The following is a 22,678-nucleotide window of genomic DNA, read 5'->3' as shown; positions in this document are numbered from 1 at the left end:
CCGCGCCGCGCTCGCCTTGTTGCCATTGGCTGCACTGTTAGCCTGCAGCGATCCGGCACCGGGCGAGGGCAAAGTGGCAACCAGCGAAACGATCTGGTGCGGTCTGGGCGGCGCGACCGAGCTGACGCAGGACTGCACGCTGGAGCGCGGCAGAGAAGAAGGTCGGGCAGCCTTCGTTGTGCGCCATCCGGATGGCAAGTTCCGCCGGCTGGTCGCCAGTCCCGATGGCCAGAACCTGCTCGCCGCCGATGGCGCGGACCAGAGCCAGTCAGCCTTGAAGGGCGATCGCTGGGAAGTGATCCTGGGCGATGATCGCTATGTCGTCCCGGTGAATGCCGATGCCCCAAAGCCCTGACCAGGTCCTGACCGCCGCGCAGATGCGCGATGCGGAGGCGGCGCTGATCGCGGGCGGCATTTCGGTTGATGAGCTGATGCAGCGCGCCGGACGCGGCGCGGCCGAATGGGTCTGGCGGATGAGCGGAGGGCGGCCAGTGACCGTGCTCTGCGGCCCGGGCAACAATGGCGGCGATGGTTACGTCATCGCCGAGGCAATCCGAGAACGTGGCGGTTCGGTGCAGGTGGTCGCGGCGAGCGATTCGAAGACTGCCGCGTCCCGTGCTGCACGCGGGCTCTTTCAGGGCCAAGTGCTGGGCCGCGATGCCGACAGTCACGGCGAAGTGCTGGTCGATTGCCTGTTCGGTACCGGCCTGACCCGACCGCTGCACATCGACGACCATGCCTTGCTTAACCGCCTGGCTGCCCGCCATCCGCGCCGGGTAGCCGTAGACCTGCCCAGCGGGGTCCATGCTGACAACGGCATGACATTTAACGATGGCTTGCCGAGCTGGCATCTGACCCTGGCGTTAGGCGCCTGGAAGCCGGCGCACTTCCTGCTTCCTGCGGCACCGACCATGGGCGAACTGCGCTTGGTTCCGATCGGCGTGAGGGGCTTGCCCGAGGCCGGACGGCTGATCGGCCGGCCGCGCCTTGCTGCCCCCGCTGCCGATGCTCACAAGTACAAGCGCGGGCTGCTAGGCGTGGTAACAGGAGCCATGCCCGGTGCATCGCTGCTGGCGGCGCGCGCAGCCCAGGGCGCCGGGGCAGGCTATGTCAAAGTGCTTGGCGCGGCTGAGGGTGCGCCGCCGGATCTGGTTGTCGAGTGCCAGCCGCTGGCCGAGGTGTTGACAGACAGCCGCTATGCCGCGCTGCTGGTCGGACCGGGGCTGGGCCGCGATGCCGCAGCGCGCGAGATTTTGGCCATTGCCCTATCGGAGCCCACTCCCGCAGTCGTCGATGCGGACGGCCTGATCCTGCTTAGCGCGCACAATCTGGCCGAGCGCCAGGCGCCGGTGATCGCCACGCCGCATGAGGGCGAACTGTTCGCGCTTGAGCGTGCCTTTGGCCTGGATGGCTCCGGCAGCAAGCTCGAACGGGCCGAGGCGCTTGCCCGAGCGACCGGCATGGTGGTCGTGGCCAAGGGTGCCGATACGCTGATCGCTGCGCCCGATGGCCGGGTGGCCTTTGCCCCGCGCGCCACCAGCTGGCTTTCGACTGCCGGGACCGGCGATGTACTGGCTGGCGCGATTGCCAGCCAGCTTGCCAATGGGGCCGATCCCTTTGCGGCCGCCTGTGAAGGCGTCTGGCTGCATGGTGAGGCGGCACGGCTCACGCTGGCACCCTTTACCGCCGGAGAGCTTGCGGCGCAGGTGGCAAGGGCCTACGCGGCCTGCCTGTGACTGACACCGACGAGAAGATCATCCGCATCGCCGCCAAGGGCGACGGCGTTACCCCGTCTGGCCGCTATGCCTGGGGCGCGGCGCCGGGCGACACCTTGCGCGCCGATGGCACGCTGGAACCGGGACCGCACCGCGTGACGCCACCCTGCCGGCACTTCGGTCAGTGTGGGGGCTGCCAGTTGCAGCAGCTTGATGAGGAGAGCCTGGCGGATTTCGTCGCGGCGCGAGTCAGCAATGCATCGTCCGCGCAGGAACTGGGCGCAGAGCTGATCACCCCGCCGCACCTCTCTCCGCCCGCCAGCCGCCGCCGCGCCTCGCTGCGGGCTGAGAGCAGCCAGGGCCGGGTGGTCATCGGCTTTCGCGAGGCGCGCTCGCATCGGTTGGTTGAGCTGGGCGAATGCCCGGTGCTGCGGCCCGAGATCGTTGCCATCTTGCCCGACTTGCGCAAGCTGCTGATCAAGCTGGGGCAGGGTCAGCCGAAGAAGGGCAAGGGCAAACCCGGCAAGCACGCCAATGCCAAGCTGGCCGCCGACATCGAGGTCACGGTTGCCGACCAGGGGCTGGACCTCGGCATCAAGGGTCTCAGCGCCGAGGGGCTGGCGCTGACCGAACTGCTGCTCGATTTTGCCCGTGACCATGGCCTTGCGAGGCTGACGCTGGATGCGGGTTACGGCCCCGATACGGTGTGGGAGCCTGAGCCGGTAACGATCACGCTGTCCGGTGTTGCTGTGCTATTCCCGCCGGGGGCCTTCCTGCAAGCGACGGCCGATGGAGAAGCGGCGCTGGTCGCTGCGGCGCAGGAATGGCTGAAGGGCTGCGCGACCGTGGCAGACCTGTTCTCCGGCCTTGGCACCTTCGCCTTTGCCCTGGCCGGGCCGGACACCAAGGTGCTTGCTGCCGAGGCCGAGCGGGCCGCGCACATGGCCTGCAAGGCTGCCGCAGCGCGGACCGGCCTGCCGGTCCACACGGCGCACCGCGACCTGTTCCGCAATCCGCTGATGCCGGATGAGCTGGGTCGCTTTGCCGCCGTCCTGCTCGATCCGCCGCGCGCCGGCGCGCGCGATCAGGTCGAGCGGATTGCCGAGAGCACAGTCCAGCGGGTGGTCTATATCAGCTGCAATCCGGCCAGCTGGGCCAAGGATGCTGCGATGCTGGCCGAGGCCGGCTTCGTGCTTAAGGAACTGCGCCCGGTGGGCCAGTTCCGCTGGTCGACCCATGTCGAGCTGGCCAGCCTGTTCGTGCGCCAGGCCTAGACAGCAAATGGGGCCGGTGTCACCACCAGCCCCACGCTACGCCTTCGGTTGTTCCGGCCGAGTTGGGCGATCGCCGTTCCGGGGTTGTCCTGGACAGTTCAGCCGCGGTGATGCGTTTTCGACCACCTCGCGTGCCATCGCACCGTGAGTGCTCTTGCATCGTGATGCTCGTCGCATCGGGCCTGCTCCACCTGGCCGAAGCCATGTTTCGCACACTGTCTCGCACATTCCGGCTGGCTCGTGAGAGCCGGCGTTCATCGTCCGGTTTCGCTTCCGGCGTCCCGGTCCCGTCAGGCGGCGGTTCCGGCCCGAAAGCCTTTCCCGTATCGCCTGGCGGTTCCGTAGCCGCTTCCCGCCCGCCGTTCCGGCCTTCCGTCTGCCTGGCCGAAGCCATGCTTTCCGTCCGCCTTTCCGGCTGCTCGGAAGCAGCCTCCTGACTGCGCGCCGCTCACTGCATCTGCGGTTCGCGTGAGCCGCTCCGAAGAGCCTTTCCCGCGTGTTTTCCGACACTGCTGCGGGCATCGCTGCCAGCATCTTGAGGTTGTGTTTTCCCCTTTCCTTTCAGCGGTTTCCCGCCGGAAGTTCAGGTTCGGTTTAGCCTCTCGACACCTGAAAGCTGCGCCTCAATCCTGAGTCGCACAAGCGGAAAAATGCAGAGTTATCCACAGACGCCCTGTTTGGCGGTGGATAACCCCGTGCCTGCGGTGGACAGAATCGAGTCGCGCCCAATCAGGACGCGTTTTTTTATCGATCGCGCTGGGCGAGGAGGCGCAACCGGAGCGCGTTGAGCTTGATAAAGCCCGCCGCGTCCTTCTGATCATAGGCCCCGGCATCGTCCTCAAAGGTCACGTGGCGTTCGCTGTAGAGCGAGTTGGGGCTCTTGCGGCCAACCACGCTGGCATTGCCCTTGTAGAGCTTCAGCCGAACCGTGCCCGAAACCTTGCCCTGGCTGTGATCGATCGCCGCCTGCAGCATTTCGCGCTCTGGGCTGAACCAGAAGCCGTTGTAGATCAGCTCAGCATACTTCGGCATCAGCTCGTCCTTGAGGTGCGCCGCGCCGCGATCAAGCGTGATTGATTCGATGCCGCGGTGAGCCCGGGCATAGATCTCGCCGCCCGGGGTCTCGTACATCCCGCGGCTCTTCATCCCGACGAAGCGGTTCTCGACCAGATCGAGCCGGCCGATGCCGTGCTTGCGGCCCAGATCATTGAGCGCGGCCAGCAGCGTGGCGGGCGACATCGCCTGCCCATTCAGCGCCACGCCATCGCCCTTTTCGAAATCGATGGTGATGTATTCCGGCGCGTCGGGCGCGTCTTCCGGGTTCACCGTGCGCGAATAGACATAGTCCGGGGTCTCCTCCCACGGATCTTCGAGCACCTTGCCCTCCGACGAGGTGTGGAGGAGGTTGGCGTCGGTCGAGAACGGGCTTTCGCCGCGCTTGTCCTTGGGTACCGGGATTTGGTGCGCTTCGGCCCAGGCGATCAGCGCGGTGCGGCTGGTCAGGTCCCATTCGCGCCAGGGTGCGATCACCTTGATATTGGGATCGAGCGCATAGGCCGACAGTTCGAAGCGGACCTGGTCATTGCCCTTGCCGGTCGCGCCGTGGGCCACGGCATCGGCGCCGGTCTCATGGGCGATCTCGACCAGCCGCTTGGAGATCAGGGGCCGCGCGATCGAGGTGCCGAGCAGGTAGTCGCCTTCATAGCGGGCATTGGCGCGCATCATCGGGAAAACGAAATCGCGCACGAACTCTTCGCGCAGGTCGTCGATGTAGATGTGCTCGTCCGGCACGCCCATCAGCTTCGCCTTGGCGCGGGCCGGCTCCAGCTCTTCGCCCTGGCCGAGGTCGGCGGTGAAGGTCACAACCTCGCAATTGTAGGTCACCTGCAGCCACTTCAGGATCACCGAGGTATCGAGGCCGCCGGAGTAGGCGAGGACTACACGCTTGATGTCGCTCATGGCTGGAATTCCGCTGGAAAAGAGATAGGATTCGACGCGGCCCCTAGGACAATGGGGGTAGGAGGGCAAGCGGGTGGCCAAGGCTGAGAACAAGACCAAGGCGACGGAAGTGAGCGTAGCGGATTTCATCGCCGCCGTGCCGGATCAGCGGCGGCGCGAGGAAGCCGCGGTAATCGACGCGCTGCACCGCCGCGCGACGGGCTTCGAACCGGCGATGTGGGGCCCCTCGATCATCGGTTACGGCAGCTACAGCTACAAGTACGACAGCGGCCGCGAAGGGACGATGTGTCGCGGCGGGTTCAGCCCGCGCAAGGCGGCGCTGACGGTCTACCTGATGGGCAATTACTGCAACCATCAGGCCAAGGCCGACGACCTCTTCGCGCGGCTGGGCAAGCACAAGACCGGCAAGTCCTGCCTCTACATCAACAAGCTGGCAGATGTGGACCTAGCCGTGCTGGAAGAACTGGTGGCACTGAGCTGGCAGTGCATGAACGAGGCCTATCCGAACTAAGCCCGCGTCGCGACAGCGTTACGCTGGAGTTGACACAGTTGACACTGAGTCCGCTTCTTCCAACATCCGAAAACTGTTGAAGTAAAAGGATTTTAATGGGTTTTGCCGTGGAATCCGTCAGTGGCAGAAGAAAAAAGCAGCGCGCGAACGAGCCAGGCCAGCGCGCTGACTGGGCGGTGCGGGGATCAACGATTGGAAAGAGCAGCGCTGATCATATCAGGCGGCGGGTGTGTAGGAAAATGCAGGCGGGCAAAGTGCTGAGCCATCCAACAGCCATCACGCTTGCATTGCGGGAGAACCGAAACCGGTCCGGAAAGCAAGGCAGCTGGACCCCGGATCAAGTCCGGGGTGACGAGTAGAAAGGTGTCTGCCGGCTTGTCTGCTTTCACCAAACTTGCCGAGGTCAGCAGGCACGCCGGAATCGACAACGTTGCGGACATTTGTGCCCCGCAACGAGGTCGCAAAAGGCTTTGTGAAGTCGGCATGCGAGGAACCGGCCGAAGCGAAGCCATACCCTTGCTCTCAGACCCGGCTCGTGCCAGCGTTCCGACCAGGACCGAAGCCGACCAGGAAATGGGTGGAAAAGGTGGGAGTATGAAACGATACCGGCCTTATGCGGCGGAGATTGCGCTCGTCTTGATCACAATGGTCGTCGGAATGCTGGGCTTCTGGAGTATTTATGTCGGTCCACGTGCGGAGGCAGAACCGCACCATCATTTCCATGTCGCTACTACATTCGGCTGGATGGGCCTCCTGCTCACTCAGGTGATGTTGCTGGCACAAGGAAAGTGGCAGCTCCACCGCCAGGTAGGCTTGGCAGTTCTGGCTGCCGGGCCGCTGCTAGTCGGCTCAGCCGCGTTTCTCGCAGTGCATAGTGCACAGTCGGCAATTGCAAGCGGTCAGCCGGACTTCCTGATCGTTCAGAACGTCGTTGGCACCCTTTGGCTGGGATCGATTCTAGTACTCGCGTTTGCCCTGAGAAGGCAGCGCAAAGTGCACGGTGCCTTTATGACGAGCACCCTGTTGATCTTTCTTGGTCCTGCGATCTTCTTTGCACTTATCGCATTCGCCCCCGCCTACAGGATCGAGGGCCCGGAAACCTTTTACCGGTTCCAGACGGCGGGCCAGATGAGCCTCAACGTCAATCTCGCGATCGGTTTACTGATGTTCGCGAAGGACTGGAGGAACGGCTGGCCTTATCTCTTCACGGTCGCTTCGGGTCCCTTGGCGGTAGGGCTGCAGGCCTATCTTGCCAGCATTGATCGACTGAACGACCTTACCACTGCGGTCGCCGCACCCAATAAGGGGGCGATCTTGGCAATAGTGGTTATTCTCGTCGGGGTCCTGCTAGCCTGGACCACCCTGCCAATTCGTGGTCGATCAACCGTAGTGATGAATAAGGGGCGCTGAGGTCCGCTTCCCCCAACAAGGCAGCCATAGGCACCGATCTTTCCCCGCTCCAAAAGCGGAACTGACAATGGCGGCGACACTGCGCTCGCCCGAGGAGTGATTGCGCGGTTGGCAGCCAAACTCGAACAGGAACTGGGCGGCAGAACTCGTAGCCCAGCGCTTCGAGCGCCTAACTGGTCTTTGGTTTGGCGGCGGACTGCTGCCTCGCGGAGCGAAGCATTGCTCTCAGGAGCTGTCCTTGTGACTTGGGGGGAGGGACAAAAGTCTCCAAGAGCTCCGCTGGTGTCTGAGAGATAAGACACGCTTCTGCATGCCTATACCCATCCGCCCAAATGGCTTCCCGGCGATGAAATTCCTCATTCGCCTCTTGCTCAAGGACTCTTATCGCGGAATCGCGAACGCGCGTGGCAGCCCACTGGTAATTCTGAAAGCGGGATCTGGAGAACGCCTTCGCGATCACTTGCCCCCAATCTTCTTCGGAAGTCTGCTTCAACAAAGACAGCAATTCTGCTGCCGCAACGCGATCGACCTCCCAAACGCTCCCGTCCTCCATGATTGCCCCTTATCCGACTCGACTGGCGCGCCCCTTTGCTGGTTAGCTATATCAGATCGGAGGCCAAATCGCCTTCCGGTCACTCATCATGGTGGCGAGCAAATGCCCACGGTTTGCGTGTCAGCCGCTACTCCGCCGCTTGACGCTCCAGATGCCAGGTCGGCACACCTTCCGCCGCCGACAGCCGCGCCATTTCGGTGGTGATGTAATCCCGCGTCACCGGCAGCACGCCTTCGCGCTTGGTCGCCTGGACGTGGAAGTTGACCATGGTGCCGTTGCGGAAGCCCTGCTCGGCGCCGACCAGATAGAACTGCCACATCCGGAAGAAGCGCTCGTCGAACATCGCGACGATCTGCTCGCGGTGGAGCACCGCGCGGCGGTACCATTCGGCCAGGGTCCAGGCGTAGTGGACGCGCAGTTCCTCGATGTCGGCGATCTTCCAGCCAGTCTGCTCGTGCGCAATCGCCAGGTCGCTGACGCAGGGCAGGTAGTGGCCGGGGAAGATGTATTTGCGCACCCAGGCATCGGTCGATCCGGACATGCCGGGCTTGCCGATCGTATGGGTCAGCATCACGCCATCGTCGGCCAGCAGGCCAAAGGTCTTGCCGTAATATTCCTCGTAATGCGGCTTGCCGAGGTGTTCGATCATTCCGATCGAGCTGATCCGGTCGAACGTGCCGGTCACGTCGCGGTAGTCAATCAGCTCGAACTTGACCTTGTCGGCCACGCCTGCCGCCGCGGCCCGTTCATTGGCGAACTTGACCTGGTCGGGCGCCAGGCTGACGCCCAGCACTTCGCAGCCATAGTGGCGATTGAGGAACAGCCCGAACCCGCCCCAGCCGCAGCCGATGTCGAGCACGCGCATATGGCTGGCATCGCGCGGCAGGTTGAGCTTCGCCGCGATCAGCGCCTTCTTGTCGACCTGGGCCTGCTCCAGCGAGTTGGCCGGATCGGTAAAGTAGGCCATCGAGTACATCCGGTCCTCATCGAGGAACAGCTCATAGAACTCGCGGGTCAGGCCATAGTGGTGGACCACGTTCTTGCTGGCGCGGCTGCGAAAATTGATCTGGTCTAGCCGGGAACCCAACCGGTCGAGCAGCTTCTTCGCAGGGCTGGGGGGCTTGAGCCCGGTGCCCGACCCGGCGGCATTGGCCATGACCAGCAGCACCATATCGCGGATGTCGTGTGGCGGCTCTACCACCAGCCGCCCGTCGGTATAGGCCTCACCCGCGCCGAGCCGGGGATCGCGGGCGATGTGCAGCGCCGCGCCCTTGTCGGTCAGGCGGATGGTGACGGGATCGGTGGAAAGATCGCCATAGCGGTGTTCGCTGCCGTCATGATCGACGACACGAAGCTGACCCTTGCGGATCAGGGCACGAAGCATCTTGTCGAGCAGCCACATAGGGCAAGAGACTATGCCTCTTGCCGGCCAGTGCAAGCACCAATCAGCCGAGCCAGCCGAGGACTTCGGCGAGTTGCCACAGGCCAAGCAGCAGGAACAGCAGCGCGGCAATCGTGCGGGTCAATTTGAGCGAGATCTTCTCGACCAGTTTCTCGCCCAGGAACACCGCCGGGCCATTCGCCAGCATCATGCCCAGCGTGGTTCCGGCGGCCACGACCAGCACGGAGTGGTACTGCGCGCCCAGCGCAATGGTCGCGACCTGGGTCTTGTCGCCCATCTCGACCAGGAAGAAGGCCACCAACGTGGTCAGGAAGGCGCTGCCGCGCTGGGTGACGTTGTCATCGTCATCGTCGAACTTGTCGGGGATCAGCGTCCAGGCGGCCATGGCGATGAAGCCCAGCGCAACCGCCGTGCGGAACCACGGCGCGTCGAGCAGACCGGCAACCTGGCTGCCAACCAGCGCGGCGAGGGCGTGGTTCGCCATCGTCGCCACCAAAATCCCGGCAAGGATCGCCCAGGGTGCGCGCAGGCGGGCGGCCAGCACGATCGCCAGCAGCATTGTCTTGTCGCCGATCTCGGCAAGCGCGACGACGGCGGTCGACGCCAGGAAAGCTTCGAGCATTACAATCCTCTGGCGAGAAAAAGCACATCGCGGGGCTGGGCCAGCAGGTGCTGTCCGGAATCGATGTAAAGCGTCTGACCACTGGCCGCCCAGCCTTCGGCCAGGAACAGCGCGGCATCAGCCAGTTCCTTGGGATCGGTCAGCCGCTCGAGCAGATTCATCCTCCCGCTCGCCTCATGCTCGTCCTCGCGCTGGTCAAAGCTGGCCATCATTGCGCCGGGGGCGAGGCCGTAGATGCGGTGGGCCAGGTCTTTCTGCGCCATCGCCAGCATGGCCACGGTGGAGGCAAAGGCTTGCTTGGCCATGGTGTAGCTGAAGAAATCGGGATTGGGGTTGAGCAGCTTCTGGTCGAGGAACTGGATCACCCGCTTGCCCCCTTTCGCCCGGGCCTGGGCCAGGAAGGCCTGGGCCATGCGGGTGGGGGTTTCGGCGTTCACTGTGATCGCCTCGGCAAAGACCGCCGGGTCAATAGCCGCGCCATCGTCATAGCGGAACACGGCGGCGCAGTTGACCAGCACGCGCCAGTCATCGAGCCGATTGGCGACCTCGGCGACCATTCCCAGTGCGGCCTCGCCATCGACCAGGTCGCACTGAACCACCTCGGCGGAGGGCAGTTCGGCAGCAAGGGCATGGGCGGCATCGGGTGAATGGTGGACGTGGATCACCACGTGCCAGCCCGCCGTGCCGAAGGCGCGCGCGAGGACCGCACCGATGCGCTTGCCAGCGCCAGTAATGAAAACGGCCGGGGGCATGGGGCTTCCCCTATGCACACCCGGCCGCTCTGGCAAAGGGTTAGTTCAGGGCAGGGCCCTTAGCGGCAGCGCGTCGGCCCCTTGGCCAGCTCGTTGCCGATCAGCGCGCCGGCTGCGGCACCCAGGATCGTGCCCGTGGCACGCTCACCGCGGGTGTCGATTGCGCGGCCGAGCAGGGCGCCGACAGCGGCACCAGCCAGCAGGCCGACGGTGCCATCACCGCGGCGGCAGTAATAGCGGCCGTCGCTGCCTTCCCAGTAACGGATGCCGTTATCGGTGCGGCGATAGGCGATGTCGCCGTTCTTGGCGCGATAGCCGTGGGCCGGGGCCCAGCGCGGCGGATCGGCAAAGGCCGAAGCGGAAGGAAGAGCGACGGTTGCCAGCGTGGCGGCGATCAGGGTCTTACGGAACATTGGTGTTCTCCTGTTTTCGAAACTGTTGGAGAACTCTCTACCCTGCAATCTGAACGCTGGATTTCAGCCGTTGGTAAACCGTGGCGTTTGCGCGCCCAGCCGAGCAAATCAACCCAAAGCAGCCTGCTTTTCCTCGGCCAGGCGGTCCAGTTCGGCGCGGCTCAGCTTCTGGGCGGTGGTCTTGAGCTGGCCGCAGGCGGCATCAATATCGCGCCCGCGCGGGGTGCGGACCGGGGCGCTGATGCCCGCTTCAAAGACGATCTCGGAGAAGCGGCGGATACGCTCTGGGCTGGAGCATTCATAGATCGCGCCGGGCCAGGGGTTGAACGGGATCAGGTTGACCTTGGCCGGCAGCTTGTACTGCTTGATCAGCCGGACCAGCTCGCGCGCGTGCTCGTCGCTGTCGTTCTTGTCCTTCAGCATCACATATTCAAAGGTGATGCGGCGGGCATTGCTGGCCCCGGGGTAGTCGGCGCAGGCCTGGAGCAGTTCTTCCAGGCCATACTTGCGGTTGATGGGCACGATCTCGTCGCGGATGTCCTTGGTCACGGCGTGGAGCGAAACCGCCAGGTTCACGCCGATCTCTTCCCCGCACTTGGCCATCATCGGCACGACGCCGCTGGTGGAAAGGGTAATGCGGCGCTTGGAGAGGGCGAGGCCATCGCCGTCCATCACCAGCTTCAGCGCATCGCGGACATTGTCGAAGTTATAGAGCGGCTCGCCCATGCCCATCATCACGATATTGGTCAGCAGGCGCCCGTCGGACGAATAGCCGCCATCGTCATCGACGAGGTCATCGCCCAGCGCCGACAGGTCAGCCTGGCCCGCCTTGGGCCATTCACCCAGCGCATCGCGCGCCAGCATGACCTGACCGACGATCTCACCCGGCGTCAGATTGCGGACCAGCCGCATCGTGCCGGTGTGGCAGAACCGGCAGTTGAGCGTGCAGCCGACCTGGCTGGAAACGCACAGCGTGCCGCGATCGGCATCGGGGATGAAGACCATCTCGAACTCGTGCCCATCGGCGGTCCTCAGCAGCCACTTGCGGGTGCCGTCGCTGGAATGCTGGCTAAGGACGATTTCCGGGCGGCCGATCACAAAGCGTTCCGCCAGCCACGGGCGCATGGTCTTGGCGATGTCGGTCATCGCTTCGAAATCGGTCACGCCGCGGTGGTAGAGCCAGTGGAACACCTGTTTGGCGCGCAGCTTGGCGGCCTTTGGATCGAGCCCGGCGCTTTCGAACAGCTCGGCTATCCGCTTTTTCGGCAGACCGATCAGGTCAACGCGGCCATCTTCGCGCGGCGTGATGTCGCGCGCGACGGGGACAGGATCGATAAGGCCGGGAATCTGCATGGCGCGCCATATAGGGAACCTGGCCGCAAAGCGCAAAGGCGCTGCCCACGGGCCTCTGCCGTGCCGCAAGCTCCGCCTGTCCCGTCGCGCGGAACTACAGCGCCGCCAGTGGCTTCTCCCGGGAGCCTGCAAGATTTGGGCAAACAGGTTGGAGATTTAGTAATGAAGAAAATCCTCGCAGCACTCGCTGCCGGCACCGTCTTGTCGGCAACCCCTGCTCTGGCGCAGGATGCGCAGGCGACCTTTACCGGCCCCCGGGTTGAAGCCACGGTCGGCTGGGACAAAAGCCGTTCCGGTAGCTCGGTCGATAACGACACCACGCGCGATCTCGACCAGTCGGTCGATGGGTTGCTTTATGGTGGCGGCGTCGGCTTCGACTTCGCCATTGGCCAATCGGCCGTGATCGGTGCAGAGGCCGAGCTGACCGACAGTACCGCCAAGAGCAACACCGACGGCGTACCGAACACGTTCAACCTGGGCCGAGTAGAAACCGGCCGCGATATCTACGTTGGTGCGCGCGCCGGCCTGATCATCGGCAGCAATGCCCTGGCCTACGTCAAGGGTGGTTACACCAATGCCCGTTATAATCTGGTCGGGACCGACGGGACGGTGAACCTCAACCAGCGGCTCGATACCGATGGCTGGCGTCTGGGCGGCGGGGTCGAGCTTGCGGTCAGTGAAAACGCCTTCGCCAAGATCGAATATCGCTACTCTAAGTATAGCGAGGCCGAGTTCGATTTCGAGGGACAGACCCCGGATTCAAGCCGCTTCCGGATCGATACCGACCGCCACCAGGTCGTCGCGAGCGTTGGCCTGCGCTTCTAGGCCAGCCTAACGCAGACGGGCGCAGCCGACGGCGGCGGCATCCATCGCCGTCGCTGCCCCGTCGAGTGACCAGGAGTTCGTAAAGCCGCGTCCGGATGCGTCGCGGGCGCTGACGGTCATTTGCCCGGCCGAGCGCATTGCCGCGATGATCGCTGCATCCATCCGCTTGTCCGCCGCCCAGGCATCGCCGCCCCCGCCTACCAGGGCATAACGCTGGCCGCTCATGATCAGGGTGATCGGCGCATTCGGCAATAACCTGCGCGAGAGACGAAAATGCACCTGCCCGCGCACCTGCTGGCGCGGCCAGGTGCCGACCGTGGCATAGGGTTGATAATCACGCTGCATTGTCGAAGGCGCGGCCATGGCAATCGCATAACAGCGCGGTCCGCCGGGTGCCTGCGGATCGCTGAAGGCACCCCAGGTCCCGAACATGCCAAGGCTGTCGCGCGCCAGCGCAGGGGCGGCGATCAGGGCCACGCTGACAAGAAGAGTAGCAAGGCGCACTCCCGCCTATTCCCCGATCAGGTCGAGATAGGCAACCACGTCATTGTCGGTGGCGATGAACAGATCCGCCTGGATCCCGGGATCCTGTGCCGCAGCGTGGTCCAGCACCTGGGCCAGTGGGCCATAGAGCAGCGTGGTCGCCGTGCCGCCGATGGCTTCGCTGTCGAGATGGTAGAGCCGCACAGTGGCCTGATCGAATGTGGTCCGCATCTATCCTATGTGGCGGGCTGCAGCGCGCGCTGCAATGGGCCGCGCAGCAGCAACGTCAACAGACCGCCTGCGGCAGGGACGGCCGCATTGATCGTCCAGAACGCAGCCGGGGTCATCTGGTCATAGAAACTGCCCAGCCAGCCGCCGCTGACCGAGCCGATGAACAAGGCGAGGAAGGATGCCCCCATCATCGTCGAATTGACCCTGGCCGGTGCGCTACTGGACACCAGAGCCAGCAGTACTGGCCAATACCACATGAATGCCACCCCCATGCCAAGGTAGCCCGTCAGCGCCCAGACCGCCGGGACTGTCCCCGGCTGCGGCGAAAGCGCGCTCCCCACTGCAAAGGCCAGCGACGAAAGCGCGACCAGCAAGCTGCCGATGGCGATCTTGGTCAGGCCCGATGGTTCGCGCTGGCGCCGTGCCTGCCAGGCCCACAGCAGGATCAGGCACGGCGCGATCAGGATGCTGGACAAGGAATCGAGCGAGTTGAACCAGCCGACCGGCACCGCACCCAGCGGCGTCGCCAGGTTCACATAGCCATCGATCCAGATCATGCCGATCCCGCTGATCATCAGAAAGCCGACCGAAGCCGGAATAACCAGTGCCACAATCACAAGAAGAGCGGCCAGGCGGCGGCTGTCGCCGGCCTCGGCCAGAGGCAGATCGGCGCCGGTGAGGACCGGGCGGCCATCGGGCAGGTGCTGTCCACCGCCGAGATAGACCGCCAGCGCCAGCAACATGAGCACCGCCGCAACGGCAAAGCCAGCGTGCCAGCCAAAGGCGGCCGCCACTCCTGCGGTCACCAGTGGCCCGATCACCGCGCCGATGTTGATCCCGGTCGAAAAGATCGCATAGCCGCGCTGCCGAAGAGATTCCGCTTCGGCCGGATAGAGCGCGCCGACCTGCGTGGTGATATTGCCCTTGAGGCAGCCTGATCCCAGGATCAGCATCAGCAGGGCAATCAGGAAGGTCTGGTCCAGCGACATCGCCAGGTGCCCGGCGGCCATCAACACGGCCCCCAGCGTTACGGTGCGCCGGGTCCCCAACCAGCGGTCAGCCACCAGACCGCCCAGAATCGGCGTAAAGTAGACCAGCCCCCCGTACCAGCCGAACACCAGTGAGGTGAAGGCAATGTCCGACATCGGCCCGCGGAATTCGAAGAAGTGGCGCAGCGCGGCCAGGCCCCAGACCTTATCGGCATGGCCCGGCTGCAGCAATTGCTTGGTCATGTAGAGCGCCAGCAGCGCCATCATGCCGTAATAGGAAAACCGCTCCCACAGCTCGGTGAAGGCCAGCACCCAGAGCCCGCGCGGATGCCGCTCGCGCTCGGTTCTGTCGATTGCTTGCGTCACCATAGTCCGGTTCCCCCCGGCGGCAGAGGCTAGGCCCCTGCACCGGGATTACGAAACGATTTCGCCCGGTTCAGTCGGCTGGATCGCGGCGTTTGCCGTCAAGCAGCCGCGCCGCCCGCTCTGCTTCAGCCGTCACGCGGGTGCGTTCAGCCTTGCTGGCCCCGTGCCGCGCGCGATTGGCCTCGGCTTGACGCTGCTTGTCGCTTCGGTCACGAGCCTTGCGGGCAAGGCGCAGGTTGATCACGTCGGCCATGGCTGCCCCCTTTGCAGAAACTGCACACGGGGAAAAGCCGTCACCCTACCAGGAGCTGGGAATCCGGTAGAAGGCAAAGCGCTTCACCTTGCCCTCGATGAGGTGCTTGCCAAGCTTTTTCCGAAGTGCATCGGCTCCTTCGCTGGTCACGCAGACCACGTGGGTTCCGGCCTGCGGCAGCGGTTCGATCGCACTGATACGGATCTGGGCCTGCGCGCAGGCGTTCTGCACCTCGGCCTCGCTGAGCGAGAGGTTCATCGCCCGGCTCATCCGAGGAGACTCCAGCCGGCGAAGGCCGGGGCGCCCAGCCTGTTCTGGTGGCCAGCGATTGTCCGCGCGATGCTGGCGGCTTCACCCAGCAGAGTGTGCCGCTGTCCGGCGCAAGCTGCCGCAGCGGCCTGCATCATGGCGCGTTGGTGGCGAAAGTATTGGGAATTGAGATCCATGGGGGGCTCCACAGCTTGTAAGCGGGAGCGCGATTGGTCTCTCAGTCGCGAGCGCTTACCGACGGTCTGCTCACGATGCCATCCCTATGGACCTTACTGCAGGAATAGCAAGGCTTTCAGGGCTGCGGATAGGTGATCGCGACGACTTCCCATTCCTTTTCGCCGCCAGGCAGGTGGACCCGGCGCAGGTCTCCGACCGCCGCGCCGCGCAGCGCCCGGGCCAGCGGCGCGGACCAGCCGATCAGGCCCTGGCCGGCATCCTGTTCGTCATCGCCCACCAGTGTGACGGTGCGCTGGTTGTCATCCTCGTCGGCGATCGTGACCGTTGCACCGAACCAGGCGCGTTTGCGGTCTTCCTGCCGGGCTGGATCGACCACCCGGCAGAATTTCATCCGCCGCGCTAGATGGGCCAGCTCGCGGTCGATCTCGCGCATCCGCTTGCGACCATAGAGGTAGTCGCCATTCTCGCTGCGATCGCCATTGCCAGCGGCCCAGCTGACAATCTCGACGATCTGCGGACGTTCGGTGCCAAGCAGGTGGTCATAGCGCGCCCGCAAGGCAGCCATCCCGGCAGGGGTGATTGGCGGACCGTCGGGTTTCACCGGTTCAACCTGGGTTGCGCTTGCCGATGAACCGGCTGAGCGCATTGGGTCCGCCCAGCCGCGCCTTGTCCGGGTTCATCGCTTCATAGACCACCGCGTTTTCCAGCACGTGCTGCACATAGCCGCGCGTCTCGGTCAGCGGGATGCGCTCGATCCAGTCGATCCAGTCGATCCCGCCATTGCGTGGATCGCCGTTGGCGCGCAGGAACTTGTTCACGTTGCCCGGCCCCGAATTATAGGCTGCCACCGCCAGCGGGTAACTGCCGCCGAAGTAATCCAGCATCCGCCGAAAATAGGCATCGCCCAGCATGATGTTGTAGCCGGCGTCGGTCGTCAGCGCCTCGGGGCTGTATTCAAGGCCCAGCTTGCCCGCCTGCTCGCGCGCAGTTCCTGGCATGAGCTGCATCAGCCCGCGCGCACCAGCGTGGCTGATCGCGTTCATCGCGAACTGGCTTTCCTGGCGGGTGATTGCATGGACCATGGTCCAGTTCGCCCCTGCGACCACCGGGATCAGCGGATAGCCAGTCTTGTGAAATTCGCCGAAGCCATCGGTATGCGCCGCCTGGGCCAGGATCACGGCAAGGTCGCGGCGGCCCAGCTCGCGCGCAAGGTCGGCCACCAGCACGTGGTCGGCTTCGGTCAGGGCCTGATCGCTGATCTCGCGGAAAAAGCGCACGCCGGTCGGCCAGTCGCTATCGCGCGCCACTTCGCGCACAGCCTGTGTCAGGGGGCGGGCATTGAACGCAGCGCGCTCAGCCGCGGTTGGCACCGCGCGGGGCACCTGGTTGAAGGCCGGTAGCGGACGTCCCAACCGCTCCAGCGAGAGCTGGCCATAGAACTGCTCGGGATAGATCGCCGCCATTTCGAAGTAGCGGTTGGCTTCGGCCAGGTTGCCCGCCTGGGCCATGGCGCGACCGGCCCAGTAATAACCCTTCGAACGGGTCTGCGGGCTGCGCGCGGCGGCGCCATAGCGATAGAACAGGGGCGCAGCGCGGCTGGCATCGCCCAGCTCATACAGCGCCTTGGTCCCGCCCAGCCACATCAGCGAAGTGTAGTCGTCACGGATCGCGAAGGACTGCGCGCTGACATCAGTGCCCGGTGCAAAGGTTTCATCAATCGCCGCGGCGATCCGCACCGCATTGGCCGCTTCGCTGCGGCGCGCGGTTGCCAGCAGCTCGCCAATCCAGCGCCGGGCATCGCGCGGCGGAGCAGCCAGCGGCGGTCGCGTCGCCATGACTGACGAGGCGAGGGCAGCCTGCCCGGTGGTCCGCAGCATTCGCACGCGGTTGTAGACATAGCCGGCATCGCGGAGCACGCCCGGGCCGGGATCCAGTCCCTGCGCTGCCGGATCCTGGCCATTGACCAGCCCCAACCGCGCCAGGAACACCAGCCGAGCAGCGGGCGAGACGTAGAGCAACTGGCGGGTCGCCTGGGCCGAATTGCTGTTCCACAGCAGCGCATCCATCCGCGCGTCATGGTCCGCCGGGGTCAGGACATTGGCGAGGCGCGCCGATAGTGCCGCTTCGCTGAGATCGCTCATCGGCCCGCCGCGCCACACTGCGCGGCCAAGTTCGACGGCTTCAGGCCGGCCGAGTTCGAACAGGGCGAGGGCGTGGCGGGCGCGGGCGGCATTGCCCAGCGCGGGATAGCGATCGAAGAAGGCCGCGATCCGATCGGCCGGCAGGCTTTCCCGCTCCAGCGCGCGTTCGGCATAGCCGCGCAGTTTGGCCTCTTCGGGGAAGCCTGGATAGCTTAGCAGGAAGCTGGCGTAATCGTCGAACAGGAAGCGATCGGAACTGGTCAGCAGCTTCCACCGCGCGACGGCCAGGGCCATTGGCGTGGCCGGGGCGGCAGCCTGCGCGGCGCGTGCGCGATCCCAATCGGCACCATCCTGCGCCGAAGCAATCGAAGGGGTTATCGCCAGGCTTGCCAGCAGCAAAGCAAATGTCGTGCGGACCATGCTGGACATTCTTGGCAAAGGCTCCTTATCAGGCGCTGAACAGGCGGCTGCGGGATGGCGGCCACGGCTTCCTATGGGCCAAGCAGAAGGGAAAAGTCCATGTTCTCCGGCTCGATTCCGGCGCTGATCACCCCATTCGCCGCAGGTTCAGTGGATGAAGCGGCCTTTCGGCGCCTGGTTGACTGGCAGATTGTCGAAGGTTCCGCCGCGCTTGTGCCCTGCGGCACGACCGGTGAAGCACCGACGCTCAGCAACGATGAGCAGCACCGCCTGTTCGCCGTGACGGTAGAGGCGGCAGCCGGCCGCGTGCCGGTGATTGCCGGCTGCGGCAGCAACGATACGCAAACTGCGCTGTGGCACATGCAGGAAGCCAAGGCGCTGGGCGCCGATGCCGCCTTGATGGTGGCGCCCTATTACAATCGCCCCAGCCAGGCCGGGCTGTTGGCGCATTTCAGCTATCTGGCCGAAAAGGTCGATCTGCCGATCGTGCTCTACAACGTGCCGGGGCGGACAGTGACCGATATCAAGCCTGAAACGGTGATCGAATTGGCCCGCCGTTTTCCGGAGCGGATCGTTGGCATCAAGGACGCTAGCGGCGACATGACCCGGCTGACCGCGCACCGTCTGGCGCTTGGCACGGACTTCATCCAGCTTTGCGGCAATGATGACATGGCGCTGCACTATAACGCCGGGGGCGGGGTGGGCTGTATCTCGGTAACCGCCAACGTGGCGCCGCGGCTCTGCGCCGAGTTCCAGGCGGCAAGCCTGGCCGGAGACAGGGCCAGGGCGCACGAACTCAACGAACGGCTGTTTCCGCTCCACCAGGCACTTTTCACCGATGCCTCGCCGGGTCCGGTCAAGTACGCGTTGAGCCGCGTCTGTGACTGGCTGAACGAGGAAGTCCGCCTGCCGCTGGTCGCTTGCAGCGCCGAAAGTCGCCGCGCGGTTGACGCTGCGCTGGAGCACGCCGGACTCGTTTGAATCAGGCCAGCCTGTTTCCACTTCATTTAAGTGGGACTGGCAGTTTCTTTTTTGCCGCTTCAGTCCTACATGGCCCGCATAATGGCCCGTCCGACCCACGCAGCGTTCGACAAGAAGAAGGTGGTCGCCGAGAACCGGCGGGCGCGGTTCGATTATTACATCGAGGATACGACCGAGGCCGGGATCGCCCTCACCGGAACCGAGGTGAAGAGCCTGCGGTTCGGCGAAGGCTCGATCGCCGAGGCCTATGCCGAGGTCAAGAACGGCGAGGTCTGGCTGATCAATTCCAACGTGCCGGAGTTCAGCCACGGCAACCGCTTCAACCACGTGCCCAAGCGCCCGCGCAAGCTGTTGCTGCATGAGCGCGAGATTGCCCGTTTTACCGGGGCGGTTGAACGCAAGGGCATGACGCTGGTGCCGCTGTCGATCTATTTCAACGGCCGCGGCCGCGCCAAGGTCGAGCTGGCACTGGCCAAGGGCAAGAACGTGGCGGACAAGCGCGCCACCATCAAGGAACGCGACTGGAAGCGTGACCAGGCGCGGATTATGCGGGAAAACAAATGACCACCTTTTCTTCCCGCATACTCCGCTGGGCCCGGGCCAACATGCCCCGGCGCGAGGAACTGGAGCACAACCGCTGGGTCGGGCCGTTCGCTCGCCGGCCGGAGCTGTGGCGCTTTACCCGCCGCTCGGTCCCGCGCGGGGTGGCGGTTGGCCTACTGGTCGGCATCTTCGCGCTGATCCCGGGGATCCAGATCATCGGTGCCGCGCTGATGTGCGTGCCGTGCCGCGGCAATATTCCGCTGGCCGCGCTGATGACCTTTCTGTCCAACCCGGCGACCACGCCGTTCATCATTGCGGGCTCGATCTGGCTGGGCAACAAGCTGGGCTTCCATGCGGACGTGGAAACGTTCTACGGGCTCTATGAGCGTGGGGCGGGGATCAATGAGTGGGCCAGCTGGCTGCTATCCGATGCGGCCCCAGCCATGCTGCTGGGCCTGTTCATCGTCTCGACGATCAGCGCGGCAGTTGGCTACCTTGTTTCCTCCTTCACCTGGACCAGCTGGGTCCGCCGCAAGCGCCGCGCGGCCCAGGAACGGATTGTCGCGCAGAGGCGGCAGCAGGAACCGATCCAGCCGTGAGCGCGCCCGGCTCTCGGCTGGCCGTCAGCGGGAGCGAGCGGCTGCTAGTGGGCGCGGCGCTGGCCGTCAGCCTTGGCATCGTGTGGCTCGCTACTAACAGCGCGCCCGCAGTGGCCGCCTTTGCGGCCGGCCTGGTCGCTTTGGGTGGGCTGACCTGGGTGCTGGCCAGGCCAAAGCCAGTGCAGCAGCAGGTGGAATATGCGCTGCCAGACTGGTCCGTGACCGTTGCGGCGATCGACCGGCCGGATTGCGCGGTCGCAATCACTGACCGGGCCGGCCGACTGGTCTGCGCCAACCGCGCTTTCGAGGTATGGTTCACCACGGCCCACGCCCCGCCGCGCTTGCCGGTCGACAACGCCTCGCTCGAACGGCTGGCCAAGGCGGGCCGCTCGGGCTGGCGCGACGGGCAGGGCAAGGCTGACATCATCGAAAACGAAAGCGGCCGCTGGAGCGCCGAGGCGCAGCGGGCTGGTCGCGGCGACGATTACCTGGTCTGGACGATCAGTCCGCTGTCCAACCCAGATCCGGTGGCCGAATTGGTTCCGCACCTTGATGGCAAGCTCGGCCGCGCGCTCGCCGCGGCCGGGATGGCGGCGGCGATTGTCGATCCTGATGGCAAGATCCGCGCCGCCAGTTCCGGCTTTGCCGCCCGCGCCACCGGTGATCCGGCAGCCCTGCTGACGGGCCAGGAGTTCACCGCCTTCCTGCGTCAAGATGAGCGCGATCAGGTGAGTTGGGCCCGCGAAGGCCGGCGCGGCAACCCGCTGACCATGTATTATCTGCCGGTGCGTGATCCCGATGCGCCGGGTGCGGTCGATTATGGCACCACGCCTTCGCTGATGCTGCTGGTCGAGGCCGGGGTTGGCCTGGGCGGCGGCGCGGTGGAAGGGACGGCCGCGGTCCCGCACCTCGAGGCCTTGCTCGGCAACTTGCCGCTGGGCCTGGCCATGGCCGATCGCGATGGGCGGCTGCTCTTTGCCAACCCCGCTTTCATGCGTGCCGCCGGCCGCGAGGGCGAGGCCCCGCCGGTCTATCCGACCGACCTGGTGGTGCAGGAAGACAAAGGCGCGATCTCAGATGCGATCCGCCGCTTTGCGCAAGGGCCTGCTGCTGCGGGTGACCTGGCCGTGCGGCTGCGCACCCAGCCGGAAGATCCGGTAACGCTCAGCCTTGCGGGCGTGCGCGGTCTGGGCGAGGCGGCAGTGCTGCTCAGCCTGACCGATTCCAGCGAGGAAACCCGGCTCAAGCGCCAGGTGGCCCAGGCCACCAAGATGCAGGCCGTGGGCCAGCTGGCCGGAGGCGTCGCGCACGATTTCAACAATGTGCTGACCGCGATCCTTGGCACCTGTGACCTTATGCTGCTGCGCCATACGCCAGGTGACAGCGACTATGACGACATCCAGCAGATCCGCGCCAATTCCAACCGCGCGGCCAGCCTGACCCGTCAGCTGCTGGCCTTCAGCCGCCAGCAGACGCTGCGCCCGGAAGTGCTGCAATTGCCGGATGTGGTCCAGGATGTCTCGACCTTGCTCAAGCGGCTTATCGGGGAAAAAGTGAAGCTCTCCGTCGCGCATGACCGCGATCTGGGCGCCGTACGCGCCGATCCCAGCCAGCTGGAGCAAGTGATCGTCAACCTGGTGGTCAATGCCCGCGACGCGGTGCTGGCCAAGGGTGAGATCGGCGGGGGGAAGATCACGCTTGCCACCCGCCGGGTGACCGCTGCCGACGTGCGCGCAATGCGCAGTGCGATCATGCCGCAGGTCGATTACACCGCGCTTGTGGTGGAAGATACCGGCACGGGGATTGCCCCCGATTACCTCGGCAAGATCTTCGAACCGTTCTTCACCACCAAGGAACAGGGCAAGGGCACGGGCCTGGGCCTCTCGACCGTTTACGGCATCGTCAAGCAATCGGGCGGCTTCATCTTTGCTGACAGCGAAGTGGGCAAGGGCACCAAGTTCACCGTCTACCTGCCGGTCCACCATGCCAGCCCGGAGGAACTCGCTGCCAAGACCGTGCGCGCGGAACCTGCCGCGCAGTGGGCCGGGGGCGGGCGGGTGCTGCTGGTCGAGGACGAGGACATGGTCCGCGCCGTCGCCGAACGCGCGCTGACCCGGGCTGGCTATACCGTGACCGCTGCTGCCGATGGTGACGAGGGCCTGGCCTATGTCGAGCAGGGCGCCGAGTTTGACCTGGTCCTGTCCGACGTCGTCATGCCGGGCATGGACGGCCCCGCCATGGTCCGCGAAATCCGTGCCCGCCACCCCTCGCTGCCGGTGCTGTTCATGTCGGGCTATGCCGAGGAACAGCTCCGCAAGGAGATCGACATTGCTGACGTCCACTTCCTGCCCAAGCCTTTCACCGTGCAGCAGGTGACCGACAAGGTCGGCGGCGTACTGGCCGCGGCCAGGATCTGAGCAGGGCGGGCGGGGGCAA

The 22,678-nt window shown here is 65.0% G+C and carries 24 protein-coding genes; 10 read left to right on the top strand and 14 right to left on the bottom strand.

What is annotated here, in order from left to right:
- The first annotated feature begins 25 nt into the window (after window positions 1-25).
- The 3 genes from FRF71_RS00375 to FRF71_RS00365 are packed head-to-tail and all read left to right on the top strand — an operon-like array spanning window position 26 to window position 2,989.
- Window positions 26-355 carry a hypothetical protein gene (locus tag FRF71_RS00375; RefSeq protein WP_147088685.1) on the top strand — a complete coding sequence of 110 codons (330 nt, stop codon included), beginning with the start codon at window positions 26-28 and terminating at the stop codon, window positions 353-355.
- Window positions 339-1,736 (top strand): NAD(P)H-hydrate dehydratase, encoded by a 1,398-nt coding sequence (locus tag FRF71_RS00370; protein ID WP_147088684.1) that lies wholly within the window; start codon window positions 339-341, stop codon window positions 1,734-1,736. The genes FRF71_RS00375 and FRF71_RS00370 overlap by 17 nt, the downstream gene beginning before the upstream one ends.
- Window positions 1,733-2,989 carry a class I SAM-dependent RNA methyltransferase gene (locus FRF71_RS00365; RefSeq protein WP_147088683.1) on the top strand — a complete coding sequence of 419 codons (1,257 nt, stop codon included), beginning with the start codon at window positions 1,733-1,735 and terminating at the stop codon, window positions 2,987-2,989. The genes FRF71_RS00370 and FRF71_RS00365 overlap by 4 nt, the downstream gene beginning before the upstream one ends.
- A gap of 744 nt (window positions 2,990-3,733) precedes the next feature.
- Here the strand turns inward: FRF71_RS00365 and FRF71_RS00360 are convergent.
- A complete protein-coding gene (locus FRF71_RS00360; protein ID WP_147088682.1) occupies window positions 3,734-4,948 on the bottom strand; it encodes an argininosuccinate synthase in 1,215 nt (404 codons plus the stop codon).
- A 73-nt stretch (window positions 4,949-5,021) separates the two neighbouring features.
- On the opposite strand from FRF71_RS00360, the gene FRF71_RS00355 reads away from it, so the two are divergent.
- Window positions 5,022-5,459, top strand: a complete 438-nt coding sequence (locus tag FRF71_RS00355; protein WP_147088681.1) for a DUF1801 domain-containing protein — start codon at window positions 5,022-5,024, stop codon at window positions 5,457-5,459.
- Window positions 5,460-6,053: 594 nt separating this feature from the next.
- The gene (locus tag FRF71_RS00350; RefSeq protein ID WP_147088680.1) at window positions 6,054-6,869 is read left to right on the top strand and encodes a hypothetical protein; all 816 of its coding nucleotides are present in this window, start codon (window positions 6,054-6,056) and stop codon (window positions 6,867-6,869) included.
- A gap of 680 nt (window positions 6,870-7,549) precedes the next feature.
- On the opposite strand, the gene FRF71_RS00345 is transcribed toward FRF71_RS00350, so the two are convergent.
- The 5 genes from FRF71_RS00345 to rlmN form a co-directional block, all read right to left on the bottom strand.
- Window positions 7,550-8,824: an SAM-dependent methyltransferase gene (locus FRF71_RS00345; protein ID WP_147088679.1), complete on the bottom strand. Its 1,275-nt coding sequence runs from the start codon at window positions 8,822-8,824 to the stop codon at window positions 7,550-7,552.
- A 43-nt stretch (window positions 8,825-8,867) separates the two neighbouring features.
- Window positions 8,868-9,446, bottom strand: coding sequence for a TMEM165/GDT1 family protein (locus tag FRF71_RS00340; protein WP_147088678.1), 579 nt, complete (start codon window positions 9,444-9,446; stop codon window positions 8,868-8,870).
- Window positions 9,446-10,198: an SDR family oxidoreductase gene (locus FRF71_RS00335; protein ID WP_147088677.1), complete on the bottom strand. Its 753-nt coding sequence runs from the start codon at window positions 10,196-10,198 to the stop codon at window positions 9,446-9,448. The genes FRF71_RS00340 and FRF71_RS00335 overlap by 1 nt, the downstream gene beginning before the upstream one ends.
- Before the next feature lie 59 nt (window positions 10,199-10,257).
- Window positions 10,258-10,611: a glycine zipper 2TM domain-containing protein gene (locus tag FRF71_RS00330; protein ID WP_147088676.1), complete on the bottom strand. Its 354-nt coding sequence runs from the start codon at window positions 10,609-10,611 to the stop codon at window positions 10,258-10,260.
- A gap of 108 nt (window positions 10,612-10,719) precedes the next feature.
- Window positions 10,720-11,964, bottom strand: a complete 1,245-nt coding sequence (gene rlmN / locus FRF71_RS00325; RefSeq protein WP_147088675.1) for a dual-specificity RNA methyltransferase RlmN — start codon at window positions 11,962-11,964, stop codon at window positions 10,720-10,722.
- Between the two features lie 162 nt (window positions 11,965-12,126).
- Here rlmN and FRF71_RS00320 point away from each other — a divergent pair, with 162 nt between their 5' ends.
- On the top strand, window positions 12,127-12,789 hold the full coding sequence (locus FRF71_RS00320; protein WP_147088674.1) for an outer membrane protein: 663 nt from the start codon (window positions 12,127-12,129) through the stop codon (window positions 12,787-12,789).
- 6 nt (window positions 12,790-12,795) lie between these two features.
- Here FRF71_RS00320 and FRF71_RS00315 read toward each other — a convergent pair whose 3' ends face one another.
- The 8 genes from FRF71_RS00315 to FRF71_RS00285 all read right to left on the bottom strand — a co-directional run bounded on the left by FRF71_RS00315 (window position 12,796) and on the right by FRF71_RS00285 (window position 18,128).
- Window positions 12,796-13,293 carry an invasion associated locus B family protein gene (locus tag FRF71_RS00315; RefSeq protein WP_147088673.1) on the bottom strand — a complete coding sequence of 166 codons (498 nt, stop codon included), beginning with the start codon at window positions 13,291-13,293 and terminating at the stop codon, window positions 12,796-12,798.
- 6 nt (window positions 13,294-13,299) lie between these two features.
- Window positions 13,300-13,503 carry a hypothetical protein gene (locus FRF71_RS00310; protein ID WP_147088672.1) on the bottom strand — a complete coding sequence of 68 codons (204 nt, stop codon included), beginning with the start codon at window positions 13,501-13,503 and terminating at the stop codon, window positions 13,300-13,302.
- Window positions 13,504-13,508: 5 nt separating this feature from the next.
- Window positions 13,509-14,861 (bottom strand): peptide MFS transporter, encoded by a 1,353-nt coding sequence (locus FRF71_RS00305; RefSeq protein WP_147088671.1) that lies wholly within the window; start codon window positions 14,859-14,861, stop codon window positions 13,509-13,511.
- Window positions 14,862-14,928: 67 nt separating this feature from the next.
- Entirely contained in the window at window positions 14,929-15,111 is a 183-nt protein-coding gene (locus FRF71_RS00300; RefSeq protein ID WP_147088670.1) for a DUF4169 family protein, read from the bottom strand.
- Between the two features lie 45 nt (window positions 15,112-15,156).
- Window positions 15,157-15,381, bottom strand: a complete 225-nt coding sequence (locus tag FRF71_RS00295) for a hypothetical protein (RefSeq protein ID WP_147088669.1) — start codon at window positions 15,379-15,381, stop codon at window positions 15,157-15,159.
- Window positions 15,378-15,557 carry a hypothetical protein gene (locus tag FRF71_RS15370; RefSeq protein WP_161597855.1) on the bottom strand — a complete coding sequence of 60 codons (180 nt, stop codon included), beginning with the start codon at window positions 15,555-15,557 and terminating at the stop codon, window positions 15,378-15,380. Before FRF71_RS15370 ends, FRF71_RS00295 begins: the two co-directional genes overlap by 4 nt.
- A 116-nt stretch (window positions 15,558-15,673) precedes the next feature.
- Window positions 15,674-16,159 (bottom strand): GreA/GreB family elongation factor, encoded by a 486-nt coding sequence (locus FRF71_RS00290; RefSeq protein ID WP_147088668.1) that lies wholly within the window; start codon window positions 16,157-16,159, stop codon window positions 15,674-15,676.
- A gap of 4 nt (window positions 16,160-16,163) precedes the next feature.
- A complete protein-coding gene (locus FRF71_RS00285; RefSeq protein ID WP_147088667.1) occupies window positions 16,164-18,128 on the bottom strand; it encodes a lytic transglycosylase domain-containing protein in 1,965 nt (654 codons plus the stop codon).
- Window positions 18,129-18,218: 90 nt separating this feature from the next.
- On the opposite strand from FRF71_RS00285, the gene dapA reads away from it, so the two are divergent.
- The 4 genes from dapA to FRF71_RS00265 all read left to right on the top strand — a co-directional run bounded on the left by dapA (window position 18,219) and on the right by FRF71_RS00265 (window position 22,659).
- Entirely contained in the window at window positions 18,219-19,100 is an 882-nt protein-coding gene (gene dapA / locus FRF71_RS00280) for a 4-hydroxy-tetrahydrodipicolinate synthase (RefSeq protein ID WP_147088666.1), read from the top strand.
- A gap of 81 nt (window positions 19,101-19,181) precedes the next feature.
- Window positions 19,182-19,664 carry an SsrA-binding protein SmpB gene (gene smpB / locus FRF71_RS00275; protein ID WP_147088665.1) on the top strand — a complete coding sequence of 161 codons (483 nt, stop codon included), beginning with the start codon at window positions 19,182-19,184 and terminating at the stop codon, window positions 19,662-19,664.
- Window positions 19,661-20,242: a DUF2062 domain-containing protein gene (locus FRF71_RS00270; RefSeq protein ID WP_147088664.1), complete on the top strand. Its 582-nt coding sequence runs from the start codon at window positions 19,661-19,663 to the stop codon at window positions 20,240-20,242. The genes smpB and FRF71_RS00270 overlap by 4 nt, the downstream gene beginning before the upstream one ends.
- Complete coding sequence (locus tag FRF71_RS00265) at window positions 20,239-22,659, top strand: hybrid sensor histidine kinase/response regulator (protein ID WP_238339310.1); 2,421 nt, start codon at window positions 20,239-20,241, stop codon at window positions 22,657-22,659. The genes FRF71_RS00270 and FRF71_RS00265 overlap by 4 nt, the downstream gene beginning before the upstream one ends.
- The last annotated feature ends 19 nt before the right edge of the window (window positions 22,660-22,678 follow it).

The organism is Novosphingobium ginsenosidimutans (assembly GCF_007954425.1).
Lineage (GTDB): Bacteria > Pseudomonadota > Alphaproteobacteria > Sphingomonadales > Sphingomonadaceae > Novosphingobium > Novosphingobium ginsenosidimutans.
This window is presented reverse-complemented; position numbering and strand designations above follow the sequence as displayed.